The sequence below is a fragment of the Thermosporothrix hazakensis genome (assembly GCF_003253565.1).
Taxonomy (GTDB): domain Bacteria; phylum Chloroflexota; class Ktedonobacteria; order Ktedonobacterales; family Ktedonobacteraceae; genus Thermosporothrix; species Thermosporothrix hazakensis.
The window spans coordinates 1-19,034 of the sequence record NZ_QKUF01000040.1; the positions used below are offsets into that span (position 1 = coordinate 1).

At 46.8% G+C, this 19,034-nt stretch carries 14 protein-coding genes and 2 pseudogenes; 13 read left to right on the plus strand and 3 right to left on the minus strand.

All coding sequences use genetic code 11. The features are described from left to right. From EI42_RS28640 to EI42_RS28655, 4 genes are all read left to right on the plus strand, one after another. Nucleotides 1-220 (plus strand): HD domain-containing protein (locus EI42_RS28640; protein ID WP_146505446.1); only part of this gene is annotated, 220 nt, incomplete at its 5' end. Nucleotides 221-229: 9 nt separating this feature from the next. Beyond that, the gene (locus EI42_RS28645; protein WP_137686324.1) at nucleotides 230-550 is read left to right on the plus strand and encodes a bifunctional (p)ppGpp synthetase/guanosine-3',5'-bis(diphosphate) 3'-pyrophosphohydrolase; all 321 of its coding nucleotides are present in this window, start codon (nucleotides 230-232) and stop codon (nucleotides 548-550) included. 262 nt (nucleotides 551-812) lie between these two features. Further along, nucleotides 813-4,286 carry a hypothetical protein gene (locus EI42_RS28650; RefSeq protein WP_111326066.1) on the plus strand — a complete coding sequence of 1,158 codons (3,474 nt, stop codon included), beginning with the start codon at nucleotides 813-815 and terminating at the stop codon, nucleotides 4,284-4,286. Nucleotides 4,287-4,288: 2 nt separating this feature from the next. Next, a complete protein-coding gene (locus EI42_RS28655) occupies nucleotides 4,289-6,586 on the plus strand; it encodes a hypothetical protein (protein WP_111326067.1) in 2,298 nt (765 codons plus the stop codon). Between the two features lie 506 nt (nucleotides 6,587-7,092). Here the strand turns inward: EI42_RS28655 and EI42_RS32890 are convergent. Next, nucleotides 7,093-7,230 (minus strand): hypothetical protein, encoded by a 138-nt coding sequence (locus EI42_RS32890; protein WP_170142983.1) that lies wholly within the window; start codon nucleotides 7,228-7,230, stop codon nucleotides 7,093-7,095. A 329-nt stretch (nucleotides 7,231-7,559) separates the two neighbouring features. Here EI42_RS32890 and EI42_RS34545 point away from each other — a divergent pair, with 329 nt between their 5' ends. Further along, a complete protein-coding gene (locus EI42_RS34545) occupies nucleotides 7,560-7,691 on the plus strand; it encodes a hypothetical protein (protein ID WP_282957339.1) in 132 nt (43 codons plus the stop codon). 680 nt (nucleotides 7,692-8,371) lie between these two features. Here the strand turns inward: EI42_RS34545 and EI42_RS28665 are convergent. Both EI42_RS28665 and EI42_RS35030 read right to left on the minus strand, forming a co-directional pair. Next, nucleotides 8,372-9,588, minus strand: a pseudogene (locus tag EI42_RS28665) (RNA-guided endonuclease InsQ/TnpB family protein). Between the two features lie 11 nt (nucleotides 9,589-9,599). Continuing rightward, nucleotides 9,600-9,818 (minus strand): Arc family DNA-binding protein, encoded by a 219-nt coding sequence (locus EI42_RS35030; RefSeq protein ID WP_111326069.1) that lies wholly within the window; start codon nucleotides 9,816-9,818, stop codon nucleotides 9,600-9,602. Nucleotides 9,819-10,691: 873 nt separating this feature from the next. Here EI42_RS35030 and EI42_RS28680 point away from each other — a divergent pair. The 8 genes and pseudogenes from EI42_RS28680 (at nucleotide 10,692) to EI42_RS28715 (ending at nucleotide 18,972) form a co-directional block, all read left to right on the plus strand. Further along, a complete protein-coding gene (locus EI42_RS28680; protein WP_346268207.1) occupies nucleotides 10,692-11,048 on the plus strand; it encodes an acyl carrier protein in 357 nt (118 codons plus the stop codon). Between the two features lie 344 nt (nucleotides 11,049-11,392). Next, nucleotides 11,393-11,857 (plus strand): site-specific integrase, encoded by a 465-nt coding sequence (locus EI42_RS34060; RefSeq protein WP_111326072.1) that lies wholly within the window; start codon nucleotides 11,393-11,395, stop codon nucleotides 11,855-11,857. After that, nucleotides 11,757-12,116, plus strand: coding sequence for a tyrosine-type recombinase/integrase (locus EI42_RS28690; protein ID WP_249033488.1), 360 nt, complete (start codon nucleotides 11,757-11,759; stop codon nucleotides 12,114-12,116). Before EI42_RS34060 ends, EI42_RS28690 begins: the two co-directional genes overlap by 101 nt. A 334-nt stretch (nucleotides 12,117-12,450) precedes the next feature. After that, nucleotides 12,451-13,128 (plus strand): annotated as a pseudogene (locus tag EI42_RS34745) (response regulator transcription factor). Between the two features lie 281 nt (nucleotides 13,129-13,409). Continuing rightward, complete coding sequence (locus tag EI42_RS28700) at nucleotides 13,410-14,108, plus strand: sensor histidine kinase (protein ID WP_211326392.1); 699 nt, start codon at nucleotides 13,410-13,412, stop codon at nucleotides 14,106-14,108. A gap of 260 nt (nucleotides 14,109-14,368) precedes the next feature. Further along, the gene (locus tag EI42_RS28705; protein ID WP_111326074.1) at nucleotides 14,369-15,709 is read left to right on the plus strand and encodes a serine hydrolase domain-containing protein; all 1,341 of its coding nucleotides are present in this window, start codon (nucleotides 14,369-14,371) and stop codon (nucleotides 15,707-15,709) included. Nucleotides 15,710-16,302: 593 nt separating this feature from the next. After that, nucleotides 16,303-17,214, plus strand: coding sequence for an NAD(P)/FAD-dependent oxidoreductase (locus EI42_RS28710; RefSeq protein WP_170142985.1), 912 nt, complete (start codon nucleotides 16,303-16,305; stop codon nucleotides 17,212-17,214). Nucleotides 17,215-17,241: 27 nt separating this feature from the next. Then, nucleotides 17,242-18,972, plus strand: a complete 1,731-nt coding sequence (locus EI42_RS28715) for a peptide ABC transporter substrate-binding protein (RefSeq protein WP_111326076.1) — start codon at nucleotides 17,242-17,244, stop codon at nucleotides 18,970-18,972. The last annotated feature ends 62 nt before the right edge of the window (nucleotides 18,973-19,034 follow it).

A 19,034-nucleotide genomic window follows, 5' to 3' on the forward strand; every position in this document is an offset into this window, starting at 1 on the left:
GGTCACGCCACGGGGACACCAGACACATTCAGGAACCACATTCCTCCCAACAGGTTCCAACAAACAGCACCAGAGAAAAGAAGCGATTCGGAAAATGCTGATCGCGATGATGAAAGATCCACGGGTAGCGGTCTTAAAGATCGCGGATCGCTTGCATAACATGCGTACCCTGCGTGTCATGAAACCGCACCAGCAGCAGAGGACAGCAAGCGAGGCCTGAGAAATCTATGTGCCCCTGGCCCGGCGCATGGGCATGATGCTGGTGCAGGCAGAACTGGAAAACCCAGCCTTTTGCTCCCTTGAGCCGGAGAAATATCAGCGGCTCGCTCGTGAGGTGGAGGAGGAGATCAAATGGCGTCTACCCTACATCAGTGATGTCTGTCGCACCTTACAGGAAGAGATGAAACGTGCAGGTATCCATGCAGAGGTGCATGCCTGGCAAAAACCCCTTGCCAGTATCTCCCGCAAGCTGGAGGATGTGCCTCGCCAGAGCAACGAGAACCCGCTGAGTCAGCTCCATGATCTGGTCTCATCCCATATTCTCGTGTAGGCTATACATTCTATATACTTAAAAAAGGAAATAAATATACATAGCATTCAAATCTTTGCCAGCTTCTCCCGCCTAAAAAGAAAATGAATATTGCCTTTAGTCATATGTATTTACCGAATTTTACATAGTCAAAAAGAAAGCTAAGATTAGTAACGAAGGGAAAGCTACTGAAGCAGTTCCCGCTAAATTGCAAACGTTCGCTTGCTAAAGCAGGACTTGATTGTTTACTTCCCTACTTTATTCGGAGCGAAGGAGTAAAATAATGGCAGATTACGCAGATTATTATGGTCAAACTATTGATAATTACCAAAGAGGCTTTCAATTTGTCTTGGGTGGAACAGGTATAGGCAAAACCAGTGCGATTCGAAAAGTAGTAACAATTCCTAAGTACCAAGACCGAAAGTTTATATATTGCGCTAACCGTACACAACTTTTAGAGGAAATGGCACAAGAACTTGACTCATCATCCTATATTTATCTCCGTCGCGACTTAGATGTAGTTGTACAAACGTTAGAAAAGCACCAGGATGAGTTATATGAGTTTCTAAATGATCCAATGATCACTCAGGCTGCTCGAAATATAGCCCAAGAAAACAGTATTATTCGTTTTGATATAGCGGACATACAGCGACATTGTCAGGATCTCAAAGAGTTGATTAAGGAAAAACTGCATATCCATAGATTCATAGAAAGCCATGCAGAATACCTTGCACGTCAAATATTGGGTAGTTTTAAGTTTATCCTTCTGACATATTATCATAAAGGCAATATTAAAATCTACGAGAAACTTCTTGATCATCCTGTTATTCAATACCTTTTTCCCTATATCGCTTTTAAAAGAAGAAAAGAGGTAAGGATTCTACTAGTCACACTACAAAAAGCATATTACGGTTTTTTCGATGGAAAACGAACTCTCAACCTTACTCGATTACAACATCTAGACGGCGGCTATATTATCTTCTTGGACGAATTTGACTTTCTAGAACATGATTTAGTGAGCTTGATTTGCCGCTCAGCACAGATTGGTAATCCATTTCACTTTATAGAACGCTTCTATAGTGCAATGGAGAAGCATAAAATACCACTCGAAACCTACCCTTTCTCTCAAAATGTACGTAATCGTATTCTAGATATCTTAGCTCTCTTGAAAAAATTGCAGAAGGAGGGATTAGCGTTTCCAGAGATTTATCAATTTACTAGCACTATGCAGAAAAAAGTTTCTACTATTTTTCGCACACGTCATATTATAAGCACCGATTTACTCTTTTTAAAACAAACAAAACGTTCTTTTGAGATACTCTCAAAAGCAGATGCCCAAGCTCTCAATGACACACAAATAAGACCAGCTCCACGCCTTTTTGATACTGTCAGCTCTGTTTGTGCCCTTATCCTTACCCTTTTGAAGGAACTTGAACGAGAGAATGAAATTATCTACCAAGAAATACTACGCCAATGCTTCCAAGAAACCGTTTTTCTTGATCAGGTAAAGCAAATCACTCACTATGTTCGTGTTGACAAGCTACAACAAACACAGCTCCAAGCGCTGCTAGAAACCGGCTATAGCCTCTACAATATTAAAGACTTACAACAGCAAACCGATCATGAAGAAGTCGAAGTCCGATACTACAGTATGTATCTTACGCCTGAAAGAATCCTTTCTTCCCTTATTCGGGATAATCTCGTCTTTGGACTCTCTGCAACTGCCGATATTTCTCGGCTTGTGCATCACTTTCATATCGACTGGCTTGAACGTCAACAAGCCCTGATCCCAATCAATGAAAATCAAAAGAATATCATTCGTAGCTTGCATCTGGAGAAAAAACGGAAAAGAAATAACAAAATAAAAAATGTCATTTTAGAAGGTTTAGATCTTAATGATCCCTATCAGCACGCACTTGATCAATTTCTATCTGCTGTAGCCAAACACGACGATTTTGGAGACGACACTTCCTCAGGACATTTAAAGCGTCGAACACAACTCTTTTTTGCTACACTTCTGTGGCTATGTGAATATTCCTTGCCAACACCAGAACATGATACTACACTCCTTTTCTTCAATACATTTCGACAAATAAAGTTGATTTTTGATCGTTATCCTCGACCGGAAGGAAATCTCTTCTTGATCGAAAAACATGAAGGCAACTCATGTTTTGATACCTATGAGATAGAGTTCAAGAGAAAATCTTTCCTTGTGGTATTCTATAATGCAGAAATGGGCAATAAAGTCCGACAAGAGCAAGGATTACAAAACAGCTTCGATAAGTTATTCTGGCAGAATAAGCCTGTAATAGTTGTTACACAATATCTATCAGCTGGTAACGGTGTAAATCTGCAATACTCGATAAGTGAAGGGAAGACAGAGAAGCAAGATTTTACTCGTATTGGCTTATTAGAAAAGCCTTACTTTTACTTCCGCAAATTGGATGAAAATATGACGCCTGAAGAAAGAGTAGCAGCAATTAAAGAAAATATCTGGTATCAAGCAAAACTTTTTTCAGGTAAAGCAATTTCAGAGCACCGATTTATTCAGGTTCTAAGCTCATTGAACGAACCAAATGATTGGAGCAACCGCTACCAAAATGATCCTTCCACGGCTGATGATGCATTGATAAATAACATAGCGACTTTTATACAAGCACTAGGACGTATAGAACGCGTTTGGAGTAAAATGCCAGATCAAACAGTCTTTTTTAGTGAAGATGTCTATGCCTGCTTTCAAGCATTTTGTTCTGAACGCTTTGATGATCGCCACAATGAGCGTGAATCTATGTTTTCTGATAACTTACAGCAAATTTTTGCTCAAGTCAGGGAAGACCTTTCCCGACGAGAGCGTGAGTCATGGCGCCAAAGAGACGCTCGGTTGGTTACAGCAAATCAACGCTGCCAAGATGCAGTACACCGTTTACTTGCTCGGTTGGAAGGTTTACGGAGAGGGAATTGCGATAACGAAGCCCGCCATCTCTGGGAGCAACTCAGACAAGCTACATTAAAGCATCATTTTAGTGATACACTACTTAAAAAGTATTTCTGCGTAATGGAGTCACCATTCTATTCAAAGGGGGTGTTACATATCAACCCACAGAGGGAGATCATTCCTGCTCGCCTTAAACAAGCGGATACCACATGCTGGAACATGAATGACCTCTATAGGGTTATTAAAGAAAATACAGTGATTTGCAACTACTTTTTAAGTCATGGATATGAACTTGTGTTTGATCACAGTACACAACACTTCTTCACCCCTTATTGTTACCAAGCAATTCTTACAGGGGCGGTCGGTGAAGAAGCGATCACTGCTATCCTTCGCGATAAGCATATTCAACTAGAGAGTGTTCCTGACGCACTATTTGAGATAGCTGATTCAAAAATAAAAGGTGTCCCCTGGTATATTGACTGCAAGAATTATAATGAGTTTACCTTAGAGCGTTTTTCACTTTCTGAAAATGATCCTGCATGGCATCCAAAATTGAATGAAAGACACTTTAAGGAAAATGCTCTAAGAAAGTTGCAACGAATATCTCTGTTTCATGGACAAGCAGGAAAGATAATCTATTTAAATCTTATCAGTGCCAGGGATCTGCCCTTCGGTTTCTATGATCATCAATTTCGTCAAGTACACCGCTTCAGCGACGCAGCTATCGTCGTTATTCAAGGAGCAATACAACGGAACCAACCTAACGAATATCAACCCGCATTTACCCGTTTCCTATCCGAAATAAAGCAAATGGAGGCCTAACGATGACCAATTTTCAGAGAACACAAACAACTACACTGATCGCTCAGCGACCAACAGATTTTCATCTCTTGGAGGCGCATTTTCAGCTCGTTCGTTATGAACTCCCCAAACATTTAGGACATCGCAAGAATAGCAATGATTACGGACAAATGCACAATTGCTTACGGGACAGGCTAGACTATCCATATAAAACATACAAATTTGATCGCTTGGATGGTAATCAGAAATGGGTTGTCTATGCCCTTATCCCTCATAATATTGCTCCCCCGCTGATCACTATTCCATTCCTATCAAATGCTCCCTTGAAACAACGCAGCATCGCATTTAAACAGCTTGAGTTTCATATACTACTCAAACTACTTCAGATTGCCTATACACGTGGAGAACAGAACGAAAGCTTTGTGGGACAAGATGCATGTTACATTTACGCAAAGCGCAGTAAAAACAATCACATTTGCTTGAGGATTGATCTTGTAGGTGACGTCCGTAACCAGGAACAAGACTTAGTTCAGGAATTTAAGGTTGTTGGTCATGCAACACCATTTCGGCGTGTTCAAGAGCCTAACAGGGCATCACATGCTTATTTCGGTCAGCGAATTCTTAAAGAAGGGCAAGTTTCCTTTGTACATCTGAGGACGCCGGATTTATCCAACCATCCTAAAAAAGAAATATACGAGATCCGCCCCACAAAAGGGCACCGAACGACCTTGCTATATCACGATCTACGCCGTATCGATGAATGCATAGGCAAAATACTTTATGATTTTATTCGAGGGTATACTGCTTACCTCGCTAAATACGGGATTATAGCCACCTCAAAAGAACGGCTCTTTCAGCCTTTTACTCCACCTAAAGGTCTGGATCAGCTACCTCTCGCTTTGTTGCAAACAATTTACGTCTACGATAACCGCTTACAGCCAACTCATTCCCTTCAGGCCTATATCGATCTACTTTCAGAACTTCGGCCTGATTTGCGCTTTCGTCCTCTCGATAGTTTTGATACTCTTCAAGATGGCGCTGTGCTAGTCATACAAGATTGCCGTAAGGAAGACTTCGAAGAAGATGGAGTCCTTTATGGGCATTTTAATGATCCATATCTTACTCTCTATGAGCAGTACCCATATATACCCAAACAATCCTTCAACGTTAATCTGAATGATGATGAAGGAGCGAAAGCCACCTATTTCAAATACCCTCTTCTTCCCAAAGATAAGGAGCAACTAAAACTCTTCAAGCAAAAAATTGAAATGGCTCTTTCTCAGCTCTATCTCAAAGATGTCATTCTCAATCAACGAAACGTTCAGAAGTGCTTGCCACTTATTCCTACAGGCTATATCTTTATTCGAAAAGAGAACAGTCATGAAACTCTTCTATACATCGATAAAGAGGAGCTACGATTTATTTGTTTGGATGAACCAGATGGTCCTGACCAACGTGATGAGCTGCTTCAGCAATTTGGTATATGCTGGGAAGAGATGTATAAACAGATGCTGCAAAAATATCACAAGTTAAAAGACGGTGAAACTGTCAAACATCTTACACACTACGATGTTATCATTGGTCCCGGGATTTTTGTAGAACTTGAAGGCCTAAATGAGCGAGTTTTGTATAACTATGACGAAATTACAAAACGGCAGGCTGAGCTTGAAAAACGCTTTCCTGTTCACGATTTTAAACTAGCTCCATACTATGAACGTTTACGATCAAAGAAGATGGCCTCTTATCAAGACCTGGTTAGCAAAGGATTGCTAAACGGTGAACAAAAACCTATTGAGGAAGCAGAGATAAAAGCATTGGAGTTCTATCGCCGACTTGAACAGTATGACGAATTTTTGGAAGAGATACACCAAACTCATCTATACATTTCTTATCAAGAACTAACGCACGGAGAGCGCATGGAGCGAATAGGCCAGATCTTTGATATCCCACCAGATGAAAAGGGTAACTATAATCGTCGTAAACTCATTTTATACTACCAGAAGCTGGGTAAGTTCGCCAGCGCGAAAGGTAATGATATCCAGCAGATATATAAAGGTATCTGGTATGATCAAAACCACTGCTATATGGTTGGAGCGACAACATCGATGCCTCAGAATCAGCCGCGAGCGCATCTCATTCGACACTTCGATATCTATTTGGGTAAAGAACATTTTGATATCCGTCCATTCCTGTTAGCAAGCAGCGTCCAATTTGTACGCCTAGACCAATATACAGTGTATCCATATGCCTTTCATCTTATTGATTTGTATGTAGATAATGTCCTGCGCTTCAGGAATAACAATGAAAACGGGGAGGAGTAATTTCATGTAAAAATATCTACTCTATCAGAAAGGCTCGCAAATAACAGCCATGAATCAAGAATATACCAAAGATGAGGCATAATAAGCTCTACTGGACTGGATTCGATATTCTCATATCCTAATTCCCATAGCAGAGCAGTAAAGCGTCTTTATAGAGATAAATGGATCCAGAAGGGATATGAGGGAACCTGCTACTGGGTCTTCTTCTGGAGCATTATCCCTATGTAAAACGTTAGTATGAATGAAAAAGGTCCGAGACGAACATGTCAGCAAAAGCCGGCATGGGGCGACCGAACTAAGCGTTGTGTATAGGTTTACCGCCTTCAGCAGGTGACGGGTTTCGCTTCATCTGTGCGTAGCCAACGAGCAAGCAGGAAGAAAAACCGAGACAAGAGAGGGCCAGGTGACTGATGAGCCCCTGCAAGCCGCCAGGGTGGAGGAATACAGGCACCCAGGCAGAAAAGAGCACAGGCCATCTTGTTACCCTCATCTGCCTGCTTGCTCAGCTATGCACGAGCGCCTTGCTGCATGCGTTGCGAGATCTGTTCCTGAGAGAATGCCAGCTCCCGCATGTACTCGATGAAGGCCGAGAGCGACAAGGGAGCAGCCCCAAGCAATCCTGCGATCACAGCCCGTTTGAGCATAGTCTTGCCTTGCATGACAAGAAACCGATATAAACTGCTGAGTGTCAAAAACCTTCGTTTGCTGAGAAATTTCCCTACGCTGGGACAGAAGATGAGAGAAGCACTGTTGTGATGCTTCTCTCATCTTCTGAGTTCACCTCTTTAATAGGTTCTAATCGGTTCTTTAACCATCGAGGTGTTGGCTTTCAACCACTTATTCACTGGAATTTCGGCGAAACTCTCGGCATGTGCTATGAGAAAACCAGAATTCAATTGAAATTTCATATACATCACGAGACCCTCTTGACCGCTAGTTTTCCATCTGCTGCACGAGAGAAAACTAGCGGTACATGAGAGGTTGCATAGGTAACTTTGTTCGAGCCCCGGGGTTTCTGTATCACCTGAAGGAAAAGGATACCAGCGACCTGGTTGCGCGAACTTATGACGTCTGTAAGGTCGGTGAGCCGCTCGATGATTGGTAGACCAAGAGGTCCCACCGGCTTCTCTAACACCTCAACCAGTGAACGAACATACTCCCTCCACACTGCGGCTTGTAACGAAGTGGTGATCGTACCCTGCTGTTGCATGTTGAACCCCGGAAACGACGAGACCAGACGAAGATAGGCCTCTAAGGCGTTTGTATCAGATGTCTGGGGGACTAATTGGTGCGGTATTGACAGTAATTCAATAACGAAGCATAGGCTGCAACATAGTTCTTTAGATCGCGATAATACTCCACCTCACTGGCTGCCGGGTTAGAAGTATCCACATCCCTGAAGGCATATACAACAATAACTTCATTTGATGTTATAGACACATATCATTTCTTTATTTGCTTAAAAGATACGAAACTGTACAAGAGAGAATTACTATTTGCATCTCTCATTTCTGAAGAATGGCTCGATTTTCCAGAAGCAGGATCGTTCCCCTTCTGCACACAACTCAATCGGCTCTTTGTCTCAGAGGCCAGTCGGGGAGCACCTCGTGTCCGTTGTTTACGAATAGTTGCCCTCACTCGTTGCCACAGCGTCCCTATGAGGAACGGATCAAGCCGCTCGCACAGGGTGAATGGTGGTACATCGTTGTTGTCAATACGCAAGCATAAGCTCCAAGCTCGTCCTTAGCTGACACTCCTCGCCTTAAAAAGACAGGGGTTCTTCTTTCATCCAGCTCGCTTGCCTGTCGCCCTTGTGGAGCGGCGAGGAGAGGCGGTCTGTCCAGAAGCGTTTTGCACACGCACGGGTGTGCTGGTTCCCGTGTGCCCCACGGTACCGTTTAGAGAGTATTGGAGTGCTTCATGCAGGACATTCAACGCGGCATTGTGATCGCGATCAAGTACTACTCCACAGCCAGTACAAACATGGGTGCGAACACGGAGCGATTTTTGACGATCGTGCCGCATTCAGAACATTTCTGGCTGGTGAAATGGGGCGCAACGGCAATCACTGGAATGCCATGCAACAAGGCGTAGCGCTTCACCCATTGAAGGAAGATGCCCCATCCGGCATCATGGATCGATTTCGCAAGTTTGTGGTTCTTGACCATGTTCCGTATCTGAAGGTCTTCATAGGCAATCAGGTCGCAAGACGAGACAGACGCGTTTGCCACCGTTCTGGCAACATCCTCACGCTGCCGTTGGACTTTCAGATGCTGTTTAGCAAGTGCTTTTCGGGCTTTCTTCCTGTTCGCCGACTGCTTCTGTTTGCGAGAGAGGCGTCTTTGCAGCCGCGCAAGCTTCTTTTCCGCTTTGCGGGAGTGGCGGGGGTTCTCAATCGTATTGCCCTCAGAGTCGGTCAGATACGCTTTCAGTCCGACATCAATTCCCATCTTCCGACCCGTTGGAACATGCTCAACTTTGCGCTCAGTCTTGAGGCAAAACTGGACAGAGTATCCATCTGCTCGTCTGACGAGACGAACCCGCTTGATCGCTTTGATGGGAAATGTTTCGATGCTTTGCTGCTTGTTCTCAACTAATTTGAGACGGCCTATGCCACAGCCATCGGTGAAGATGCTGTGTCGGCCATCAGCATCAAGCTTCCACCCACTGGTTTTGTACTCGACGCTTCGATTGTGGTGTTGGAACGTGGGATAGCCCTTCTTGCCAGGCTGGTTGTTCTTGCAATGCTCATAGAAGCGGGAGATCGCGAACCAGGCACGAGAAGCAGAGGCTTGACGGGCCTGGGAGTTGAGTCGAGAGGCGAAAGGGTACGCTTTGGCAAGCACGGCGCAGTTGGTCTGCACGTCGTTTTTGGAGGTGCCACGCTGCTCCATCCACAAGCGCAACGACTTATTACGGATGAACTGGACAATCCGGATGGCTTCATCAATCGCCGCGTCTTGCTGCCTGCTCCCGCTCACCTTGTCCTCGTAGAGCAACATGCGCGCTTTTACTAGCCTTTCTTCTGTTTCTTGATATGCTCTTCTATTGCCGTCAGGATTTCCCCATTCAAGGATCGATGATGCTGTTTGGCTACCTCTCGTATCTGTTCCAACAGATGAGCAGGGAGCCGGACGTTGAGCGATTTGATACCGTCTTTCATGTGGCTATGATAGCACCATTCTGGGTACATGGCAACAGGGCACGGTACCCCGATGCCCCAACCCAACATAAGGAAGGCCCATTCATCCCCGCCTTCAAAGGACGGGGCTTTCTGGGCCGGTCACTGTAACCATACAAGATCGTGGTGCTAGAGACCTGCGGAAGGGTCTGAAGATCCTCAAACCATCCTTGCCAGGACGAATACAGCTGTTCTTTGATACCAATGGAGCATCGAATGTTTAGCACTTGCCTCCTTTTGTTGAATTTGTAGGGAGTATAAAGCGCCAGGGGGTGAGTTGCCTTCACCCGATCAGATGATTGTGAGAGGGGGAGGGAAAAGGATTAGAGCGAAGATAAGCGACGAGCTACAAAGCTTGCCTCTACACGATTGTGGACACCCCATTCGCGATGATAGAGCACCTGTTGACGCAGCAATATGAATCCCGCCCTCCCGAACATCATGTGTTTAATCCGTTTGATTCTCGTTACCTACCCGTTGCTGTGAATGAGTGTTAGCTCATCCAACACAGCTGCTTTGTCCCGCTCAAGGCCGGTAGCGAAGCGCTGGATTTCCTGGATACCGCAGGCTTCCACCTTCCTTATCCAGGAATCGATTTGCATTCCTTGATGGGAGCGTACCAAACGAAAAAACTCCCGCACGAGTTGATAGATTATCTCTGCTGCGGCGCTGGTCTGTCTCTGCACGACAACATGGTCTCACCTTTTTACCGCTCATGTAATATTTTACAGCAGTGTAAGCGATATGCCGTTTGAACAGTCTGGGGAGTACCCTGGTTAGCTGTTGTGACATAATTCCACCACGATCCCGACTGACAAGTTCAGTCTCTGGATGTGCCTGCATCCAGGCTTTCGCCGTTTCCGCTCTGTGGTCTGAGAGCAGATCGATGGCCTTGCAACGGGTTAGATCTACCAGGACGGTGCCATAGGTTCGTCGAGGAACAAACTTTCCTCTGACCCCCCGCTGACACAACTGGGCCTGGAATCAATCAGCGCTCTTCAACTTCAGAGCCTGATATGGCAGGAGTTCGGGGTGCAACTCCCTCTGCTGTTCTTTCTGGGGGAAACAACGCTCCAAACTCTGGTTGAGCGAGTGGCGCAGGAGCAGAGAGTCCATCAGGTTGCCACATTGCTGACTGCCGATCCCGAGCAGCGCTATGAACCTTTTCCCCTGACAGAGATTCAGCAAGCATACTGGGTCGGGCGGCAACGGGCTTTGAGCCTGGCAACCAGACAGCCCGATTACTTGGATGTCATCTTCATCATCTCCGTCTACAGATAATCATCATACTTGCATGTGTATATACGTAGAGTTATCACTCACTGATCAGTATACAGAGGAGACCAAAAAACAGGTGAAAACTCACATTTTCGCCTGTTTCTCTCACTCACTTACCCTCCGGGCCTATCGTTGTGCTATACTGCTAACGTTAGAAAAAACAGGTAAAAAACATGACCACCACGGTGCTTCCTCCTCTGTCTCCTGAAGAGGTTTTACCGCGCTGGCTGGAAGAGTGACAGGCCAGTGACTGCACGAAAGGGACTATTCGTCGTTACAAAAGTGCAGTAGCAGGCTTTCTCTCCTGGTATTCCCACGAAAAACAACGGTCACTCACCTTTGCTGCTTTGACTCCCATTGCCCTGGTCGGTTACCGCAATTATGTCCAACGCATCCAGCGTCGGACCACCGGTACCGTGAATGGGCAGCACAGTGCCTTACGGGCCTTTTGCGCCTGGCTCACTGAAGCGTGCTATCCTGAGGTCAACCCTGCGAAACGTCTCAAACTCGTTGGTCGGCAAGATACGTTGTCTCGCAAGGGACCCAACGATGCCCAGGCCATTGCCCTCTTAGACCAGGCTCGAACCCCATGCGAGTCCCTGTGCAACTACGCCACCGTCCAGGTGCTCTTACAGACGGGCATGCGTTTGGATGAGTGCAACCCATTCACGCTGGATGACCTCAAATTGGGAGAACGCCAGCATCCGGGTGGTGATCCGCCAGGGCAAAGGGAACAAGGCTCGCATGATTCCGCTCAATGCCTCAGCACGTCAGACTTTAGCCGAGTATCTGGATCCTCGGTTGAGCTGTGATCCAACAATGAAAGTGGTGGCACGAGCCTTTCCAGATCATCCATCCGGTTGTCTTTCAACTCCATTGCGGCAAAGCCAGAAAAAAGGTACCCTGACAACTTCGGTGATGCGACAGATGATCGATGCTGCGGCACGCGGGTTAGTCCCAACACAAAAGAGTGCGCATATATTGCGGCATACCTTCGCACGCAACTATCTGGCAGAACATCCCGGCGATATTGTGGGGGCTTGCCAGCCTCCTGGGACATACCTCCCTTGATACAACGAGAATCTACAGCCAGCCTACCATTGAGCAACTGTCCATACGAGTTGAGCCATTGCCACACAATGTCTATGGCGAGGAAAGCAGGAAGGCGCGCACATGAGAAACGCACTGGAGAGCCTGACCCAAGACACACGCAAAAATCGATCAAAGCGTCTTCCTGCTCCAGTCCTCAAAAGCTTCATCTTCTAAGAACGGTTAAGGCTCTGTTCCTACAAACACCGCACATGTGAGAAAGGCACATCGACTTTTTAAGGAAGCTGTTTACATGTTGTTTAAATACATGTAATAGTATTTTTGGATTCAGTATAAGATAGAAGAAGGAGCGCTGATCTTGTCTAAAATATTGATTGTAGATGATGATCTGCATATACGTGATTTAGTTAGTCTAACTCTACGTGAGGAGCATTTTGATGTTTATGAAGCTTGCGACGGGGCCGAAGCTTTATCAAAGCTTGAAGCAATCAAAGTGGATATGGTGATTCTCGATGTCATGATGCCTACTATGAATGGATGGGAATTATGCGCTGAACTGAGAAAACAGTATGTTATCCCTTTACTTATGCTGACAGTGCATGGCGAAACAAGCCAAAAAGTCAAAGGGTTTCGATTAGGAGCAGATGATTATCTCGTCAAACCGTTTGATCAACAGGAGCTGATTGTCAGAGTATAAGCGCTCTTGAAACGTTATCACATTAATGCGTCACAAGTCGTGCAACTGGGAGCGTTGTTCATGAACCGAAAAACCTATGAAGTCATGTTTGATGGTGAACCTATCACGCTGCCTCTCAAGGAGTTCGAGCTATTATTTCAGCTTGCAAGTTATCCGGGGAAGACCTTTTCGCGGGATCAATTGATTGAAGACATCTGGGGATATGACTATCAGGGAAACGAACGCACTTTAGATATGCACATCAACCGGTTGCGAGAACGCTTTTCGGATCGTCATCATGCTTTGGCCATTACCACTATCCGGGGACTAGGTTACCGTATCGAGGCACGCACATGAAAACAAACCTCCTATATCACCAGGTTCTTGGAATAGTTCTTGCGCTGATGCTCTTCATCGGCTGCTTTTCAGCTGCTTTTTTTCTCATTTCTTTCATTTCTGCGAAGATAGGGCTATCTTCCTCTGCTTACATTGTTTAGGTCATCACTTCGCTCTTGGGTTTGATGATGATGGCTCTTCTCCTCAAACTTGGATTACGGTTCGACCGGCAAACCACAGGTCTTTTTGAGTCCATTATCAAGGCTCAACAGAAAATCGCAGGAGGGGATTTTCATATCCGTATGGATAAGAATACTGAACAATTGGGGGCATTTGGCGAACTGGTAGAAAGCGTCAACGATATGGCTTTGGAATTAAGCAAGATAGAAAAGATGCGACAGGAATTTATTTCCAACGCCTCGCATGAAATCCAGTCACCTTTGACATCCATTCGCGGTTTTGCACAGGCTTTGCGCAACAGTAAGTTGAGCAATGAAACGAGGTCCCACTATCTCTCTATCATTGAAACAGAAAGCATGAGGTTATCCAGGCTCAGCGATAACCTGCTCAAACTTGCCTCGCTGGAAGCCGATACGATGAAGTTTGAACCAGCTGTCTATCGCCTGGATAAACAAATACGAAGGATTATTCTGGCATGTGAGCCACATTGGTCGGAAAAGAACATCACGATGGATATATCGCTAGAGGCGGTCAAAATCAAAGCAGATGAAGATATGATGAGCCAGGTCTGGATCAACTTACTTCAGAACAGCATCAAATTCACCCCGGAGGGTGGCAGCGTGAGTGTGCGTGTACAGCAGCATGACACTACTATCGTATTTCAGATTGCTGACACAGGGAGCGGTATCGCAGAGGAGGATCAGCGTTTGATCTTTGAGCGTTTTTTTAAGGCAGATCCATTGTGCGCCCCCTCTCTCCAGGGCAGTGGTCTAGGCCTTTCAATTGTGAAAAAATTGTGGAAATGCATCGCGGGACAATAGAAGTTCAGAGCAAACTGGGAGCAGGTACTACCTTCACTCTCTCTTTACCAAACGGGTTGTAGCATTACAAAAGAGTCTCCATTGAGAATGCAACCTCACTCCAGCGAGTGGGGTTCTTCTCTTGAACATCGTCCAGTTTAAACTCAGTTTACAAATCCCTTGTATCATGAGCCTAGCGAAAAGGGCACCCCCTTCTCCCCATTAAAGAGGGAGAAGGGAAACATGTTTTGCCCCTCAACAAGAAGAAAGAAGTGTATGCTATGGCTTTTCATCATGATTACTGGCAAAAGCGACTGGATGAGTTACGGAGAGCCACTCACGTTCCGGGGGCGTCTCTGGCAGTACTTATGGATGGGAAAATCCATGAGGTAGCCAGCGGGCTGCTCCATAGGGGAACGGGTGTGGCAGCCACCACCGATTCGGTCTTCCAGCTCGGTTCAATCAGTAAGGTGTATACCGCTACCCTGGTGATGCAGCTTGTCGATGCTGGTCGACTTGCTCTGGACGCATCTATCAAAGATGTGCTGCCAGAGTTTCCCGTCTCTGGTTCCGAAAAGAGCACAATTCGTCAACTACTTAGCCATACAAGCGGTCTCACGAGCGATTTTGTCGTTGATACAGGTCGCGGTGATGATTGTCTGGCCCGTTACATCGAGATCAGTAAGGAGTTGAGGCTAGACAGCCCTCCCGGAGCGATAACTTCGTACAGCAGCTTTGCATACAACGTGTTGGGCCGCATCATCGAGGTTCTGATGGGCCAGATGTGGGATAATGCGCTGAGAGAGCAGTTGCTTACTTCGCTAGGGCTAGAGCACGCCGTGACGCTGCCCGAGGAGGTGCTGCGGTTTCGAGCAGCGATGGGGCACCTGGGCGAAGAAAGTCAAGATCCAGATCCGGCACCATCTTGGAACCTGTTACCGCGCTCATACGGTCCGAGCGGGAGTGCTTTATGTGCTACGGCTGCGGACCTCGTTTACTTTGCTCAAATGCATCTTGATGATGGGAGAGCACAGGACGGAACCCACATTTTAACTGCTGAAGCTGTTGCCGCGATGCGACATTTTGAGTCCGAAGCCCCCGACAAATGGACAAGTGGGAACGTGGGGTGGGGACTGGGTTGGATGCTCTACGACTGGGATGGTATCTCAGTATTTGGCCACGATGGTGCCACTATTGGACAGAAAGCATACTTGCGTGTTGTTCCTGAAGCAGGCATGGCCATTGCCTTGTTAACCAATGGTGGCAGTTCAGACGAACTCTACTCGCTCCTGTATCGAGAACTGTTTGAGAAACTGGCTGGTGTGAGCATGCCGAATGTCGCCTTTGGACCATCACCACACCCACCTACGGTAAACATTGCCCCCTTCGTTGGCACCTACATGCGTCAAGGAAACATCATGACCATCACAGAGCGCAAAGGAACATTACATCTCGCCTATGAAGGCGCCGCATCGTTTGAAATGGACCTTCTGCCAGTGTCAGAGACGGTATTTGCCTGGGCAGGCGCTGGTCAGGATTGGATACCTGTGGTATTCACTCAACTTCCAGATGGTTCAGCCTATTGCTACATGGGCATGCGTGCCACGCCGAAGGTTGTGTAAAGCATGTTTCTCTTCTTCTTCCCTTCTGAGAATGAAAAAGAAGAAACTTCTTGAGCCTTCAAAAGAATGATCGAAGGAGGCCTTGCCTAAAAAGTCGTGCAGCTTATGGGGCTGTTGACAAAACAGTTTAGGGCGTTGTTCCTAAACTGTTTTTTTATCGATCACTGTAGCTCGCTCTCTGCCTACCACACAAAGCAGAGCAAATGGGTGTATATTGTCCAGCTTGTGATAGTTCTTTAGAAGCCCCCAGGCACAACTGAGCTACGCTTGTTCACAAAAAACGACATCTGTCGAGAAAAAGAAGATGCAGAATGACATAGATGGTGTAACAACTTACTCCGGGTAGCGAAACGTTCATCAACCAATCTATTTTAGAAATCACAGACGAGCCGAGACCAGGTAGCTTGATCGCAGGTATAGAACAGGGCTGTATTTGTGGTTGAGGTGAAATATTCCTTTGTTTTCGTACCTGGTTGACAGAAAGCGAAAAATTCGGTATGCTCTCCTTGTTGATACTTTGTATCAATATAGAGATGGTGTACACAGCCATCAAATTGATCAGATTTGCGTCATTGAAATGGAGAATGAAACCAATGGACTATGAAGTGATTATTGTTGGAGGTGGAAGTGCCGGGTTGAGTGCGGCTCTGGTGCTTGGCCGATCGCGCAGGAAGGTTCTGGTCTGTGATGCTGGCAATCCACGGAATACCCCGGCAGCGGCTGCTCACAACCTGTTATCTCGTGATGGGATTGCGCCGCTTGAGCTGCTGCGTCTTGGAAGGGAACAGCTTACCCCCTATACGAGCGTGGAATATCGACAGAACATGGTACAGGAGATTACGCCGCTTGAGCAGGGTTTCAAGGTGCGGCTGGATGATCTATCGGAGATTACTACGAAAAAAGTGCTTCTAGCCACCGGTATGGTCGACGAACTGCCTGATATCCCGGGAGTTCAGCAATTCTGGGGAAAAAGCGTGATCCATTGCCCGTACTGTCATGGATGGGAAGTTCAGGATCTCCCGCTTGCCGTCTATGCTCACGGTTCGGTAGCGGTGGCAGCCTCCCTGATGATTTTGCAGTGGACGAAAGATGTTGTTCTCTGCACTGGTGGGCCGGCAGACCTTAACGACGAGGAGCATCAGCACCTTGAACGTGCTGGTATTCCCCTCTATGAGGAGCCAATAACCGCACTTGAGGGGAGCGATGGCAGACTTGAGCGCATTGTGTTTAAAAATGGCGATGTATTGACGCGCAAGGCGATGCTGCTTCATGCTCATATGCATCAACGCAGCAACCTCGTTGAGCAACTTGGATGTGAGTTGACGGAGCATGGATCTATCAAAGTCGATGAGATCGGGCAAACCTCCATCCCAGGTATTTTCGCGGCAGGAGATGCGGCAACGCACTTCACTATCCTGGCGCATGCCGTGTCTCAGGGGACGCTGGTTGGTATGTTCATCAATACCATTTTACAGAGCGAGGCAACCGGCTATCGCTTCATGTAACTGTTAGAAAGGAAAAAGCAAATCCTTATGAAAGGACATACGCTTGAACGCATGTTATTGACTATGCTTTTCCTTGTGCTCTTGCTGGCCGCCTGTGGCGGGGCTGCCAGCTCATCACCGACGGCACAGGGGAAAGCACCCGATGACAAGCAGATATTTATCAGCCCGCTCCCAGGAGCTTCTCAGGTCGATACGTTTGACCCTGCTCGTACGCAGTCTATCTGGATGATCAATCCTTTGCGCATGATCTATACCGGTCTGGTGACTCTTGATGAACAGGGAAGCGTACGTAATCAACTGGCCGTTTCAGCTCAGGTCAGCGATGACGGTCTGAGCTATACCTTTACGCTGAAGGATGGCGTGACCTTTAGCGATGGAGCCCCGCTGACCTCCAACGATGTTGTGTATAGCCTTGATCGGGCGCTGCAACCCGCCACAAAGTCGCCAACGGCTCTGAGCACTCTTTCCATGATTCGCGATGCCGACCAGCTTACAAGCGGAAAACTGAAAACGCTGATCGGGAACAGTTTGCTGACGCCTGATGAGAAGACGGTTATCATCAAGCTGAACCGAAAAACGCCTTCTTTTCTGAATGCCCTTTCGTCTATGTGTGCCTTTGTACTTCAGAAGAAGGTTGTCGAGCGCTATGGCTCTGATTCCTTTGGTCGGGCAGAACATGTGCAGCAAGGGGCGGGTATCGGCCCCTTTCGGCTGGCACAGTATGAAGAGGGGGTGAAGGTTGAGTTGGTGCCTGATCCTCGTTACTACGGAGAACAGCCACAACTGAAGAAGGTTCTCCTTCCTTTTTATAAGAATCCGGGCACGATCTATAAGGCATATGAAGCCGGGCAGCTCTCGTTTACCTTTGTTCCTTCTGCTCAGACCGAACAGGCAAAAGCGCTACCCCAACAACAGTATCATCAGCAACCGCAACTGTTGACGCGCTATTATGCACTCAACTATCTGACAAAGCCATTCGATAACATCAAGATCAGGCAGGCGTTTGCCCTGGCGCTGAACAAAACCCAGATAGCGGAAAAGGTGTATAAGGGAACGGTTCAACCAACCAATCACATTGTCCCGCAGGGAATGCCCGACTACGACAAAGAGACAGGCTCTGTTCCATCTAAGACTGGAGGAGATGAGCAGCAGGCAAAGAAGCTGTTGCAGGAAGGGATGAAGGAAGCAGGAATAACTTCCCTCCCGGAGATTACCTTTACAGTGGCAACCAGTGGCTATCCCGATTACCAGAACGAGTTCGCGGCTGCCCAGCAGATGTGGCAGAAGGTGCTTGGTGTGACGGTGAAGATCAACAACGTGGATAGTAGCTTGCATCTGAAAGAGGTGGCAGCCAGCGTCAATAATCCTCGGGGATTGCAGATGTGGCCCGCTTTTCTCTCGCTCTCCTATGCGGACCCTCGTGAGGCAACAACGGCCTACTTCGGGAAACATGCGCCTGGCAATACGATGAACTACGGCGCGAACTTCTCCGCGACTGTAAAGCAGCAGCAGGACGTACAGGAGATGCTTGAGCGGGCAGACGTGACGACAGAAATCGAGGAGCGGATGAGGCTATATCATACCGCCGAGCAAAGGTTGCTTGAGGATACGGCCATTATTCCTGTCTATCAATATATGAATGTCTATTTGCTGAAGCCTTGTATCCAGGGCTTTACCGCGAATACAGTAGGCCTGGTGTCTCCGGAAACATGGGGAAAGGTCTTTGTCTCCAATACCTCACCCTGTGCCAGCGCGTAGCGAACAGACTGCAAGTGGATCGCATGGCGTAAGGAGTCCTCTGACGCATGGCGATCCCTTGC

Excerpts from the sequence above, each read along its gene's own strand:
- EI42_RS28650 (WP_111326066.1), top strand. The coding sequence starts at position 813 with ATGGCAGATTACGCAGATTATTATGGTCAAACTATTGATAATTACCAA.
- EI42_RS28655 (WP_111326067.1), top strand. The coding sequence starts at position 4,289 with ATGACCAATTTTCAGAGAACACAAACAACTACACTGATCGCTCAGCGA.
- EI42_RS32890 (WP_170142983.1), bottom strand. The coding sequence starts at position 7,230 with ATGCTCAAACGGGCTGTGATCGCAGGATTGCTTGGGGCTGCTCCCTTG.
- EI42_RS34545 (WP_282957339.1), top strand. The coding sequence starts at position 7,560 with ATGAGAGGTTGCATAGGTAACTTTGTTCGAGCCCCGGGGTTTCTGTAT.
- EI42_RS35030 (WP_111326069.1), bottom strand. The coding sequence starts at position 9,818 with ATGTTGGGTTGGGGCATCGGGGTACCGTGCCCTGTTGCCATGTACCCA.
- EI42_RS28700 (WP_211326392.1), top strand. The coding sequence starts at position 13,410 with ATGGATAAGAATACTGAACAATTGGGGGCATTTGGCGAACTGGTAGAA.
- EI42_RS28705 (WP_111326074.1), top strand. The coding sequence starts at position 14,369 with ATGGCTTTTCATCATGATTACTGGCAAAAGCGACTGGATGAGTTACGG.
- EI42_RS28710 (WP_170142985.1), top strand. The coding sequence starts at position 16,303 with ATGGACTATGAAGTGATTATTGTTGGAGGTGGAAGTGCCGGGTTGAGT.
- EI42_RS28715 (WP_111326076.1), top strand. The coding sequence starts at position 17,242 with ATGAAAGGACATACGCTTGAACGCATGTTATTGACTATGCTTTTCCTT.